Source organism: Pseudomonas juntendi (genome assembly GCF_021560075.1).
Lineage (GTDB): Bacteria > Pseudomonadota > Gammaproteobacteria > Pseudomonadales > Pseudomonadaceae > Aquipseudomonas > Aquipseudomonas juntendi.
Map to the genome: position 1 here is coordinate 3,762,057 of NZ_CP091088.1, position 12,108 is coordinate 3,774,164.

Below are 12,108 nucleotides of genomic sequence, written 5' to 3' on the forward strand. Positions count from 1 at the left end.
TTTTATAAGTTCGTGGTTCTGCCAGCCATGGCGTATTGCGGGGTTGACTGCATTTGCTGGGCGATGCTGATGATCTTGCGCGCATAGCCCGGGTCGGTCGCATAACCTGCCTTTTGCAGCTCTCTTGCAAACTGCTCTGGGTTATCGGCCGAATCCAGTGCACCTTGATAGCGGGGATTACTCTGCAACAAGGTCACCAGGTCGTGGAAACTGTCCTGGTACGAGTCGTAGCTGCGAAACGCTGCGGTTTCCTTGACGAACTGGCCATCGCGGAACTCGCTGGTGATCGCGCGCGCCTGCTCGCCCTGCCAGTTGCCGGTGGCCTTGATGCCAAACAGGTTGTGGCTGCTGCTGCCGTCGCTATTGCGCATGACCGATTTGCCCCAACCGGTTTCCAGTGCAGCCTGGGCCACCAGGTAGCGCGGGTCGATGCCGATGCGCTTGGCCGCCTGCTCAGCCATCGGCAGCATGGTGGCAACGAATTCGTCGCTGTCGGCAAAGGCTTTTTTCGGTGCCAGTGGCGGCTGGGCCACGGCGCGACCGACAATGCGCAGCCCCGAGTCCGGCACGGCGAAAGCCTTGGCCACTTGCTGGCCTTCACGCGCCGGCACGGCAGCAGCGTTGGCCGTAGCCGCCGAGGGCACGATACCGGCCAGCAGGCGGTCGGTGAGCTTGCTGGGCAGGGCCAGGCGCCGCGAATTGAGCGCAGCCACGTCGTTGCGGGTGCTGGCCGGAGCCGTGGCATGTGCCGGCTCTGCCACCTTGTTGCCCCACAAGGCCGGGCCTGCGTTATCCACCCGCGGGAACGGGCTGGTGTTGATCGAAGCGCTGCGGCCCTTGGTCAACTGCCGCACCAGCACGTCCTGCAAGCCGATACCGCCCCCCTCGCGGGACATGCTCACCGCCAGCTGCTGGTCGTACATGTCTCGGTACTGCTTGACCGTTTCGGTGTTCATCGGGTTGTCGTCAGCCAGCACGTCGCTGGCCTTGCGCGAGGCCTTGAGCATTTCGCTGATGAACAGCGACTCGAACTCCTGGGCCACCTTGCGCACATTGGCTTCGCTGTCGCGGTCACCCTGCTTGAGCGCGTTGAGGCGGTTGAGGTCGGTGTAGGCGCCGCTGTCGGCACTACCGGAAACCAGGCTTTTGCTGTTCATTGGCGGCGGCCTCAGATCACGATCAGGTCGGCTTGCAGGGCGCCGGCCTGTTTCAGGGCTTCGAGAATGGCCATGAGGTCACCGGGCGCTGCGCCCACCTGGTTCACCGCGCGGACGATTTCATCCAGCGTGGTGCCTGGGCCGAACTTGAACATCGGCTTGGCCTCCTGCTCCGCATTGACCCGCGAGCGTGGCACCACGGCAGTCTGGCCGTTGGAGAGCGGGCCCGGCTGGCTGACGATCGGGTCTTCGGTAATGGTCACGGTCAGGCTGCCGTGGGTCACCGCCGCTGGCGAAACCTTCACGTTCTGGCCAATGACGATGGTACCGGTACGCGAATTGATGATGACTTTGGCCACCGCCTGGCCGGGATCGATTTCCAGGTTTTCCAGAATCGACAGGTAGTCCACGCGCTGGCTTGGGTCCATTGGCGCACTGACCCGCACCGAGCCACCGTCCACCGCCTGGGCCACACCTGGCCCCAGCAGGTCATTGACCTTGTCGACGATACGTTTGGCGGTAGTGAAATCGGGGCGGTTCAGATTCAAGGTCAGGGTATTGCCCTGGTTGAAGCCGCTTGGCACGGCCCGCTCCACGCTGGCACCACCTGGAATCCTACCCGCCGACGGAACGTTGACGGTGATCTTCGAGCCGTCGCGGCCCTCGGCGTCGAAGCCGCCGACCACCAGGTTGCCTTGGGCGATGGCGTAGACGTTACCGTCAATACCCTTGAGCGGGGTCATCAGCAGGCTGCCGCCGCGCAGGCTCTTCGAGTTACCGATCGAGGATACGGTTATGTCGACCACCTGGCCCGGCTTGGCGAACGGCGGCAAGTCGGCATGCACCGACACGGCAGCGACGTTTTTCAACTGCACGTTACCGGAGCCTGGCGGCACCTTGATGCCGAACTGCGACAGCATGTTGTTGAAGGTTTGCAAGGTAAACGGGGTCTGGGTGGTCTGGTCACCCGTACCGTTCAGGCCAACCACCAGGCCATAGCCAATCAACTGGTTGGAGCGCACGCCAGAAATACTGGCGATGTCCTTCAGGCGCTCGGCCTGGGCCACACAGGCACAGGACAGGAGCAGGGTTGCGGCAATCAGCTGCCTCACGTTGAACATGGTCATCCGTACTCAGAAAGGCCAAAGCGGGCTGAGGAAGAAGCGGTCCAGCCAACCAGGCTGGCTGGCATCGGCGAACGAGCCGGTACCGGAATAGGTAATGCGCGCGTCGGCCACACGGGTGGACGGTACGGTGTTATCGGTGGCGATGTCATCGGCACGGACCATGCCGGCAATGCGCACCAACTCTTCGCCGGTGTTCAGGGTCAGCCACTTTTCACCGCGCACCGCGATGATGCCGTTGGGCAGTACTTCGGCCACCGTTACGGTGATCGAGCCGGTCAGGGTGTTGCCCTGGGTCGCCTTGCTATCGCCCTTGGTGGCGCGGTCACCGCTGTAGCCCGCCTCCAGCGACAGGTCGCCGCCGCCAAACGGGTTGTTGGTGTTCGGTGTGCCACCGAACAGCGACGTCAGGCCGATATTGGTCTTGCTGTTCTTGGCAATCTGCGACCCGGCGTTCTTGCTGGCCGAGGTTTTCTCGTTGAGGGTAATGGTGATGATGTCACCCACCCGGAACGCCTTGCGGTCGCTGTAAAGGTTCTGCTCGAAACCGGCCTGGTAGATCGAACCGTTGTTGGCCGCTGCCGGCAATGGGGTGCGCGGCAACACCGGCGCATAGTACGGGTCGTTGGGCTTGGGCGTCGGGGCGACGCAACCTGCCAGCAACACCGCCCCCCCCAGGGCGAAAACGGACAACAGACGATTCATGACGCTTACCTCACGGGCACGGGTGTAACGAAAGTACAAGGCGGCTTAGAGCTGCTGGGTAACGAACGACAGCATCTGGTCGGCGGTGGAGATGACCTTGGAGTTCATCTCGTAGGCGCGCTGGGTGGTGATCATGTTCACCAGCTCTTCCACGGTGCTGACGTTGGAGTTTTCCAAGGTCTGCTGCTGGGTTGTGCCGAAACCGTTCAGCCCCGGGGTGCCGACTTGCGGCGCGCCACTGGCGGCGGTTTCCAGGAACAGGTTGCCGCCAATTGCTTGCAGGCCGGCCGGGTTGATGAAGTCGGCGGTCTGGATGTTGCCGATCACCTGCGCAGCCGGGTTGCCGGCCGTGGTGATCGAGACAGTGCCGTCGGTGCCCACGGTGAAGGTCTGAGCATCGTTGGGCACGACAATCGCGGGTTCCAGGGCATAGCCGTTGGCGGTAACGATCTGGCCGTCGGAATTGAGGTGGAAGGTACCGTCACGGGTATAGGAAACGGTGCCATCCGGCTGCAGGATCTGGAAGAAGCCACGCCCGTTGACCGCCATGTCCAGCGGGTTTTCGGTAGTTTGCAGGCTGCCGGCGACGAAGCTTTTCTGGGTGCCGACAATGCGCACACCTGTACCTACCTGCAGGCCCGAGGGTAGCTCGCTGTCCTGGGTAGACTGGGCGCCAGGCTGGCGTTTCACCTGGTAGAGCAGGTCGGCGAATTCGGCACGATCACGCTTGAAGCCGGTGGTCGAGACGTTGGCCAGGTTGTTGGAAATGACCGTCAGGTTGGTGTCCTGTGCGGACAGGCCGGTTTTAGCGACCCAAAGAGCCGGAAGCATGTAATTTCTCCTCGTGCGCCTGTTTTACGGCACGCGTTCAAAAGTGATTAGCCGATTTGCAAAACCCGAGCCATGGCTTCGTCGCCTTCCTTGGCCGTGTTCATCATCTTGACGTGCAGTTCGAACTGGCGTGACAACGCCAGCACCGAGGTCATTTCCTCGACCGCGTTGACGTTGCTGCCTTCCAGAAAGCCCGACACGACCCGTACATTAACGTCGGCATCGGCCGGCTGGCCGGACGTGGTGTGGATCAAGCCGTCCAGGCCCTTCTTCAGGCCCTTGATGTCGGGGTTGACCAGCTTGATGCGGTCAACCTCGGCAATCACCCGCGGGTCTTCGCCCATGGAGCGGATACTGAGGGTGCCATCAGCGCCGACCTCCACCTTCTGCTCGGGCGGTACGGCGATCGGGCCACCGTTGCCGATCACCGGCATGCCATTGCCGGCGCGCAGCACGCCAAGGGCATCAATGTTCAAGCTACCGGTGCGTACATAGGCTTCGCTGCCGTCGGGGGCCTGTACCGCGATGAAACCGTTGCCGGTCACCGCCACGTCCAGGTCACGGCCGGTTTCCACCAGGGGCCCCTGGGTGAAATCGGTCGCAGGCCGTTCGGTCATGGCGAATGCGCGCGCCGGGAAGCTGTCACCGAACACCGGCATCGAGCGGGCCTGTTCCAGGTCGCGCTGAAAACCATTGGTGGAAACGTTCGCCAGGTTGTTGGCGTGGGCCTTCTGCGCCAGCGCGTTCTGGCTGGCACCGGTCATGGCCACATAAAGCAACTTGTCCACAGTATCTCCTTCTGCGCGTCGCTGCCGCGCTGTCACTGGGCAGGTTCAAAGCAATAATCGAACCAAGTCTGAAACAGCCGGTTTACGGGGCTTGCAGCGTGCCACGGGGCAGTAACCGTCAGTTTGTCGGCGGATAATTGCCGCCTGCGGCAAGGTAGGCTCAATGGCTGCGGCAAGCTGCGTTGTTGTAGGGGCCGGCATGGCGTACCCAGCCCTTGCCCGGGTTGTGGGGCACACACAGGTAGCGGCCGGTGACCAGGCTTTGCCATAAGTAGAACGGGGCGGGAGCGGCCGAAAGCGGCAAAGCCATGGCCAGCAGGGCTATCAGCATTAGCCTTGTCATGAGCGTCAACCTTCCAGAATGTGGGATCGCCTTGCGGCCCATCGCGATAAAAGGCTGCGCCTATAGGGGATCGCGATCACCTGTAGGCGCAGCCTCGTGTCGCGCAGGGCTGCTGTGCAGCCCCAGGCATCATCAAGTCATCTGGATGATGGTCTGCATGATGGTGCTTTCGGTGGAAATGGTCTTGGCGTTGGCCTGGTAGTTGCTCTGCGCCTTGATCAGGTTGACCAGCTCGCCGGTCAGGTCGACGTTGGAATCTTCCAACGCGCCACCCGCAATCTGACCCAAAGTACCGGTATCAGGGGCGCCGATCACCGGCACGCCCGAGGCGTAGGATTCCTTCCAGTTGGTGCCGCCAATCGGCGTCAGGCCTTGCAGGTTGGCGAAATTGGCAATCGCCACCTGGCCGATCACCTTGTCCTTGCCGTTGGTGAAGCTGGCGAACAGGTAGCCGTTCTGGTCGATACTCAACCCGGACAGCTCACCAGTGGCGAAGCCGTCCTGGGTCTTGGCGATTTCAGCGGATGAGGCGTTGTACTGGGTGGCGCCGAGCATGTCCAGCTTGACGCCATCGGCGTTGGCGACGGCGCCATTGGCCGACCACTCGCCAGCGGCATTTTTCTGCGCCGGAATCCAGTCGTTGAGCTGGAAGATCTTGTCTTCACCAATGCTCAGGCCGCCGACCACGTCACCCGCAGCCATGGCGTCCTTGTCCAGAGTGCCATCGGACTTGAACGGCACGGCGTTGACCAGGGGCGTGGTAGAAGCCGGGTTTGCCGGGTTGCGCCCATCGATGGTGGTGTGCATGGACCAGGTATTGGTAACGTCGTCCTTGATGAAGTACTGATTCATCTGGTGTTCGTTGCCCTGGCTGTCATACACCGGGGTATTGAAGGTGAAGTTGTAGGAACTGGCGTTGGTCGGATCGAACGGCGTGACCGACGGGGCGGTGGCACCCGAGTTGAGGTTGATCTTCTCGGTGATGAGGCTGGTCGGCTTCGGCGTCAGGTTGGACGTGTCAATTTGCAGGTCGGTCAGAACACCCTGGATGATCTTGCCGTCCTCACCGACCGCATAGCCCTGCAGGTTTGCCCCGCCGGCATTGACCACATAGCCTTCCTTGTCGCTGTAGAACGCGCCGGCACGGGTGTAGATCTTCGAACCGTTGTCATTCAGGGCGAAGAAACCGTTGCCATCGATGGCCATGTCCAGCGCCTGGCCGGTGGCATTGATGTTGCCCGGGGTGAACAGCTGGGAAACCGCGGCGGTCTTGACGCCGGTGCCGATCACGCTCTTGCCGGCACTGGTACCCCGAATGGAGTTGGAGTACTGGTCGGCGAACTCGGCACGCGACGATTTGAAACCGGTGGTGGCGACGTTGGCAATGTTGTTGCCGGTAACGTTAAGGGCCTTGTTCGCTGCATAGAGGCCGCTAAGGCCGATGTTGAAAGACATGTGTAACTCCTGTCGTTTTGCTCAGGCCCTAGATGCCGATGCTTTGAATTTTGGAAAGCGCAACACTGCCCAGCCCGGCCAGGTTGAGCATCATTTCCGATCCGTTGGTACCCATGGTCACGCTGGTCACCGACGCTGGCAGGTTGGTGGTCATGCTGGTGGCCTGGCCATCGATCGAGGCCGTGGCCTTGAAGGTATAGGTCCCGGCAGCCGCGACTTCACCGTCATCGTCCAGGCCGTCCCAGGTAAAGTCGATACTGCCGGCTTTCTGGGTACCCAGGTCGATGGTGCGCACCAGCTTGTCGTCCTTGTCGTAGATGCCCACCGAAGTCGAAGTACTGGACGAGGTCAGGTTGACCGAACCTCGCAGGTCCTTGCTGGTGTCGACAACGGCTTTGTCGGTCTGCACGACCACATTGCGCCCCACCAGGGAAGAAGCCTGCAGGGCTTGGGAAGACTGCAGCCCAGCGGCGATGTAGGTCACTGCATCATTGAGCGACTGCATGCTTTCCAGGCTGCTGAACTGCGCCAACTGGGCGACGAACTCGCCGTTTTCCTGCGGGTCGAGCGGGTTCTGGTTCTGCATCTGGGTTACCAGCAACTGCAGAAACGCATCCTTGCCCAGTGCACTGCCGGCAGCACCGGTAGAGCTGTCGGTTTTCGACGTCTGCTTCTGCAGCGAGGTGAGGTACGCGCTGCCAGCGTCTGTCGTGGAATTGGTGGTGGTCATGTCGGCTTCCTATCACTGCCCCAGGGTCAGCACTTTCTGCATCATGCTCTTGGCCGTGTTCATCAGCTCGGCGTTGGTCTGGAACGCGCGGCTGGCCGAGATCATGTCAGCCATCTCCTCGACCACGTTGACGTTCGGGTAGTAGACATAGCCGTCCTTGTTCGCCGCCGGGTGGTTCGGCTCGTAGCGGGCTTCAAGGTTGCTCTGGTCTTCGACGATGCCCTTTACCTGCACGCCCTGCCCGGCTTCACCCTGGTCCTCGAACAGCGACTGGCTGCCGCCAGCCTGTGCATCCTGGAAGGTCGTGGCGAACACCGGATGGCGAGCGCGGTAGGTCTGGTCGATGCTCGACGAGACTGTCTCGGCGTTGGCGATGTTGGAAGCGACGGTGTTCAGGCGCGTGTTCTGCGCGCTCATGCCGCTACCGGCAATATTGAAGACACTGGAAAGGGACATGGTCATTCTCCCCGCAGGGCGGAAACCAGCCCTTTGAATTTACTGTTGAGCAAGGTGAAGCTGGCCTGGAAGCCAATGGCGTTTTCGGTGTAGTTCGACTGCTCGATCTGCGCGTCGACGGTGTTCTGGTCGATCGAAGGCTGCAGCGGCGTGCGGTATTTGAGCGTGTCGTCAGCAGCGACGGCCAGGCCTTCGGCTTCGATGTGCCGGCTGTTGGTCCGCTCCATGGCAAAGCGGCCACTTTGCTGCTTGCTGGTTTCGGCGGCGAGCACCGAAGAGAAGTCCATGTCACGCGCCTTGTAGTTGGGCGTGTCGGCGTTGGCAATGTTGTTGGCCAACACTTCGGCGCGCTGGGCGCGGAAGCCCAGGGCCTTTTCGTGAATGCCAAGCGCCTTGTCGAAACTGATGCTCATATCGGGGAAACCTTCAGAGGTTGACCGGAGTTTTGTTGAGCAAGTTATAGCAAGGGCTGTGCCAACCCCCCTGCCCCCCGAAATATGGGGTATGCGCGCGGCATGCTGTCAGGGTGATGCCAGAAAAGCGGCAAAGGCCTTCCGCCTTTGGCAGTGAAAGCGGCAATTGCCGGTTGGCAAAAGCGGCAAAACAAAAATTTGACGTCAGGGTTTTCCTGAGCCGGCCTCTTCGCGGGCATGCCCGCTCCCACAGGGGCCATGCAAGCCTGAAGGCGGTACAGGCAATCGAGTAGGAGGCGGGTTCACACCCGCCGTCCTCTCACACCACCGTGCGTACGGTTCCGTACACGGCGGTTCAGGCTATGCGGCTAAGCCGGTTGATCGTATCCAGTATCGAGACCAGTCCGAGTCGATCCCATAGCTTCTTCGGCAGCGCCTGATTCATATGAGATGCTCCCGAGTTCCACCATGGGCCTCGACCATTAGAGGCTGATTTGCAGGCACGCTCTTCACTTAGACCCAGGCGCATCAGGTTGCGCACCCTCGTAGAGGGCTGCTTCCATTGGCGCCAGATGGCACAGCGGAGTTTGTGCCTGAGCCAGCCATCCAGTTCCTCAAGTGGCCGTTTGCTCTGGCTGAGCTTGAAGTAACCCGCCCAGCCTCGTAATACAGGGTTTATCCGCTCGATGGTATTTGCCATCTTGCGACCCCGTGCACCGCGTAGCAGCTCTGCGAGCCGGTCGCGCAGGCGACCCAGGCTCATCGTTGCCACCCGCAGCCTTGGCTGCTGATGCCAGCTCATCCCATAGCCCAAGTAGTCACACTTCCAGGCTCTCGCGACTCGACTCTTCTTCTGATTCACCGTCAGTTTCAAACGTTGGTTCAGGAAGCGCTCGACACTGACCAGTACTCGCTCGCCAGCCCGAGGACTGCGCACATAAATGTTCGCGTCATCGGCATAGCGCACGAAGCGATGGCCCCGCCGCTCCAGTTCGCGGTCAAATTCATCGAGCAGGATATTCGACAGCAGCGGCGAGAGCGGGCCGCCTTGCGGCGTCCCTTCCTGCCGTGGGCTAACGACACCACCTGACATGACTCCCGCTTCAAGGTAGCGACGGATAAGCCTAAGTACGCACTTATCTTTGACCCGGCACTCGATACAGGCCATGAGGATGTCGTGGTTGACTCGATCGAAGAACTTTTCCAGATCGATTTCCACGCACCACCGATGTCCCGATGCCACATGGGCACGGGCCATCTCGACAGCTTGATGTGTGCTTCTGCCCGGACGGAAGCCATAACTGTAGTCCGAGAACAGTGGGTCGAAGATGAGCGTGAGCTGTTGCTGCAAGGCTTGCTGGATCAAGCGATCCACGACGCTGGGGATTCCCAGTTGCCGTGTGCCGCCCTGCGGCTTGGGAATTTCAACCGCTCGCACTGCTTGTGGATGGTATTCACCGGCCAGTAGCCTGGCCTTGAGGGTTGGCCAATACTGTTTCATGTAGCCCGCCAAGTCAGCGACCGTCATGCCATCGGCACCCGGCGCTCCCTTGTTGCTGACCACGCGTTGATACGCACGTCTGAGGTTGGCCGGTGCAAGCACCCGCTCCATCAGCGTGTCCGGCTCCGCGTTCGTCCACGTCGCTGACGCCGCCGGCACCTTTGCACTGTCAGGCATCACCCTCGGCTTCTGGCCGGGATTCGGGATGACAGTTTCCGCTGTGGGAAATTTCTGCATTACGGCTACCAACGAGACAGTGACGCCTACTAGCGGCATAACCTGTTCGGCCCTTGGTGGCGCGGTTATCCGCCACTTACTACGGCTTCGGCTGACTTCTGCACGCTCATCCCGTCGCCTTTCGACGCGCGGTAGCACAATGGCAAACGTACAGATCTCCCAGGGTAATTCGCGTGACCTTCCTGCTTATGCCTGTCGGATTTACGTCACAGCGTTCCGTGCAAGTATTGGGCTTTGGCGATTGTTGCCGCCTAACCCCGCTGTGCCGCCTGATCCGCTTCCTGTTCGTCAGGCCAGCATTTTGCCTCGGGCTTCCTTCAGATTCGCAGTCGCCCGCGACACCCTTGCCTCCGGCTAACACTTCCCCTTGCCGGGTGTGTAGAGGACTTTCACCTCCAAGTCACCCGCTTGGCCACCACAGCCAAGCAGGTTGCGCTTACGCGCAACGCGCCATGCCTGGCGCACAACAAAAAGGCCGGCAACTTTCGCCGCCGGCCTTCTGCTTACTTGGCCTGGTAGATGATCCCCGGGCTGCATTGCACCATCTGGTAATGGTCCGGCAACCCGTTCAACGCCTCCGAGGCGCCGAGGAACAAGTAGCCACCCGGCTTCAGCGTGCTGTGAATACGCAGCAGGATGTCGCGCTTCACCTGCGCCGAGAAGTAGATCAACACGTTGCGGCAGAACACGATGTCGAACTTGCCCAGGCTGGCATAGCTGTCGAGCAGGTTGAAGGCACGAAACTCGACGCGGCTGCGGATCGCCGGCTTGACCGCCCAGCGCCCAGGCCCCTTGGGGTCGAAATAACGCTGCAGGCGCTCCTGGGACAAACCGCGGGCAATCGCCAGGCTGTCGTACTCACCGGTCTTGCAGTTGGTCAGCATGGTACCGGAGAGGTCGGTAGCCACGATTTGCGCACCCATCTTCAGCTGGCCGAGGTTGCTGCGCTCGAACTCGTCAATGGCCATCGAGATGGAATACGGCTCCTGGCCCGACGAGCAGGCAGCGGACCACATGCGCAGCCGCTGCCCAGGGTTGTTGCGAATGAACTCGGGAATGACCTTGTTCTTCAGCACTTCGAACGGATAGGTGTCGCGAAACCACAAGGTCTCGTTGGTGGTCATGGCATCGACCACCTGCTCGCGCAGGCCGCCGCGCGGCTGGGTCTGGATGCGCTGCACCAGCTCACCCAGGCTCTTGATGCCCTGTTGCTCCATCAGCTTGTTGAGACGGCTGGAAACCAGGTACTGCTTATTTTCCCCCAGCAGGATGCCACAGGCTTTCTCCAGGAAGACCCGGAACTGTTCGAAATCCAAATTACCCGTAGACACTACTGCCGCCTCTTTTCAATCACTGGTGCCAGGGCTTGCCCCGGCTGCTTCAATGCGCTGCCTTGATCCGGTCGACCACCCGCTGGGCCAGGTCGTCCGGCTTGAACTTGGCCAGGAAGTCATCAGCGCCGACCTTCTTGACCATCGCCTGGTTGAACACCCCGGAAAGCGAAGTATGCAGGCAGATGTGCAGTTTTTGCATGCGCGGGTCACTGCGAATTTCCGCGGTAAGCGTATAGCCGTCCATTTCCGGCATTTCAATGTCGGAGATCATCATCAGGAACTCCTCTTCCGGCTTCTTGCCCTCCTCTACCAGCTGGCGCAGGTAGTTCAAGGCTTGGCGGCCGTCATTGAGCGCCACCACTTCCACCCCGACGGTCTGCAGGCAGCGGCTGACCTGCTTGCGTGCCACCGACGAATCGTCGACGGTCAGCACCCGCAGCAGCACGGCCTTGTCCTGCACCTCGGCATCGACCACCCCGGCCGATACCGATTCGGAAGAAGGTGCCACCTCGGCCAGCACTTTCTCCACGTCGATGATCTCGACCATGCGGTTATCCACCCGGGTGACGGCGGTCAGGTAGTGGTCCCGGCCGGTACCCTTGGGTGGTGGGTGGATCTCTTCCCAGTTCATGTTGACGATGCGTTCGACCGAATGCACCAGAAAGCCCTGGGTTTTGGTGTTGTACTCGGTGATGATCACGAAACTCTTGCGCGTGTCTTCCTGCAGCGGTCGCAGCCCGGTCGCCATCGACAAGTCGAGGATCGGGATGGTCGCCCCACGAATGTTGGCCACCCCGCGCACCACCGGGTGCGCCTTGGGCAGCAGGGTCAGCGCAGGGCATTGCAGCACTTCCCTGACCTTGAATACGTTGATGCCGTAAAGCTGTTCGCCATTGAGGCGGAACAGCAGCAACTCCAGGCGATTCTGCCCCACCAGCTGCGTGCGCTGGTTGACCGAATCCATCACACCCGCCATGCCAGACTCCTTAACATTTCAGCCTTACGTTGCAACTCGAACAGTGAGTCGGCACGGG

13 protein-coding genes are annotated in these 12,108 nt (G+C 61.0%); all 13 read right to left on the minus strand.

The genetic code is table 11. The features are described 5' to 3' along the window. Window positions 1-2 precede the first annotated feature (2 nt). Complete coding sequence (gene flgJ / locus L1P09_RS17450) at window positions 3-1,157, minus strand: flagellar assembly peptidoglycan hydrolase FlgJ (RefSeq protein WP_054904789.1); 1,155 nt, start codon at window positions 1,155-1,157, stop codon at window positions 3-5. A gap of 11 nt (window positions 1,158-1,168) precedes the next feature. Next, window positions 1,169-2,278 carry a flagellar basal body P-ring protein FlgI gene (locus L1P09_RS17455; RefSeq protein WP_125855129.1) on the minus strand — a complete coding sequence of 370 codons (1,110 nt, stop codon included), beginning with the start codon at window positions 2,276-2,278 and terminating at the stop codon, window positions 1,169-1,171. Window positions 2,279-2,290: 12 nt separating this feature from the next. Next, window positions 2,291-2,986: a flagellar basal body L-ring protein FlgH gene (gene flgH, locus L1P09_RS17460; RefSeq protein WP_029887007.1), complete on the minus strand. Its 696-nt coding sequence runs from the start codon at window positions 2,984-2,986 to the stop codon at window positions 2,291-2,293. A gap of 45 nt (window positions 2,987-3,031) precedes the next feature. Continuing rightward, entirely contained in the window at window positions 3,032-3,817 is a 786-nt protein-coding gene (gene flgG, locus L1P09_RS17465) for a flagellar basal-body rod protein FlgG (RefSeq protein ID WP_235767939.1), read from the minus strand. A 47-nt stretch (window positions 3,818-3,864) separates the two neighbouring features. Continuing rightward, window positions 3,865-4,605 carry a flagellar basal body rod protein FlgF gene (locus L1P09_RS17470; protein ID WP_009684241.1) on the minus strand — a complete coding sequence of 247 codons (741 nt, stop codon included), beginning with the start codon at window positions 4,603-4,605 and terminating at the stop codon, window positions 3,865-3,867. A 160-nt stretch (window positions 4,606-4,765) separates the two neighbouring features. Further along, window positions 4,766-4,948, minus strand: coding sequence for a hypothetical protein (locus tag L1P09_RS17475; RefSeq protein WP_054881819.1), 183 nt, complete (start codon window positions 4,946-4,948; stop codon window positions 4,766-4,768). A gap of 132 nt (window positions 4,949-5,080) precedes the next feature. Next, complete coding sequence (gene flgE / locus L1P09_RS17480) at window positions 5,081-6,403, minus strand: flagellar hook protein FlgE (protein WP_235767940.1); 1,323 nt, start codon at window positions 6,401-6,403, stop codon at window positions 5,081-5,083. 28 nt (window positions 6,404-6,431) lie between these two features. Further along, complete coding sequence (gene flgD, locus L1P09_RS17485; RefSeq protein WP_009684244.1) at window positions 6,432-7,133, minus strand: flagellar hook assembly protein FlgD; 702 nt, start codon at window positions 7,131-7,133, stop codon at window positions 6,432-6,434. A 12-nt stretch (window positions 7,134-7,145) separates the two neighbouring features. Further along, on the minus strand, window positions 7,146-7,589 hold the full coding sequence (flgC, locus tag L1P09_RS17490) for a flagellar basal body rod protein FlgC (RefSeq protein ID WP_025340101.1): 444 nt from the start codon (window positions 7,587-7,589) through the stop codon (window positions 7,146-7,148). A gap of 2 nt (window positions 7,590-7,591) precedes the next feature. Continuing rightward, window positions 7,592-8,002 (minus strand): flagellar basal body rod protein FlgB, encoded by a 411-nt coding sequence (gene flgB / locus L1P09_RS17495; protein WP_009684247.1) that lies wholly within the window; start codon window positions 8,000-8,002, stop codon window positions 7,592-7,594. Between the two features lie 355 nt (window positions 8,003-8,357). Then, window positions 8,358-9,779 (minus strand): group II intron reverse transcriptase/maturase, encoded by a 1,422-nt coding sequence (ltrA, locus tag L1P09_RS17500; protein WP_222186725.1) that lies wholly within the window; start codon window positions 9,777-9,779, stop codon window positions 8,358-8,360. A gap of 464 nt (window positions 9,780-10,243) precedes the next feature. Next, complete coding sequence (gene cheR, locus L1P09_RS17505) at window positions 10,244-11,071, minus strand: protein-glutamate O-methyltransferase CheR (protein ID WP_009684248.1); 828 nt, start codon at window positions 11,069-11,071, stop codon at window positions 10,244-10,246. Window positions 11,072-11,120: 49 nt separating this feature from the next. Next, a complete protein-coding gene (locus L1P09_RS17510; protein WP_009684249.1) occupies window positions 11,121-12,050 on the minus strand; it encodes a chemotaxis protein CheV in 930 nt (309 codons plus the stop codon). Window positions 12,051-12,108 lie beyond the last annotated feature (58 nt).

Coding starts and splice junctions, on each gene's coding strand:
- flgJ (WP_054904789.1), bottom strand. CDS start 1,157: ATGAACAGCAAAAGCCTGGTTTCCGGTAGTGCCGACAGCGGCGCCTAC.
- L1P09_RS17455 (WP_125855129.1), bottom strand. CDS start 2,278: ATGTTCAACGTGAGGCAGCTGATTGCCGCAACCCTGCTCCTGTCCTGT.
- flgH (WP_029887007.1), bottom strand. CDS start 2,986: ATGAATCGTCTGTTGTCCGTTTTCGCCCTGGGGGGGGCGGTGTTGCTG.
- flgG (WP_235767939.1), bottom strand. CDS start 3,817: ATGCTTCCGGCTCTTTGGGTCGCTAAAACCGGCCTGTCCGCACAGGAC.
- L1P09_RS17475 (WP_054881819.1), bottom strand. CDS start 4,948: ATGACAAGGCTAATGCTGATAGCCCTGCTGGCCATGGCTTTGCCGCTT.
- flgE (WP_235767940.1), bottom strand. CDS start 6,403: ATGTCTTTCAACATCGGCCTTAGCGGCCTCTATGCAGCGAACAAGGCC.
- flgD (WP_009684244.1), bottom strand. CDS start 7,133: ATGACCACCACCAATTCCACGACAGACGCTGGCAGCGCGTACCTCACC.
- flgC (WP_025340101.1), bottom strand. CDS start 7,589: ATGTCCCTTTCCAGTGTCTTCAATATTGCCGGTAGCGGCATGAGCGCG.
- flgB (WP_009684247.1), bottom strand. CDS start 8,002: ATGAGCATCAGTTTCGACAAGGCGCTTGGCATTCACGAAAAGGCCCTG.
- ltrA (WP_222186725.1), bottom strand. CDS start 9,779: ATGCCGCTAGTAGGCGTCACTGTCTCGTTGGTAGCCGTAATGCAGAAA.
- L1P09_RS17510 (WP_009684249.1), bottom strand. CDS start 12,050: ATGGCGGGTGTGATGGATTCGGTCAACCAGCGCACGCAGCTGGTGGGG.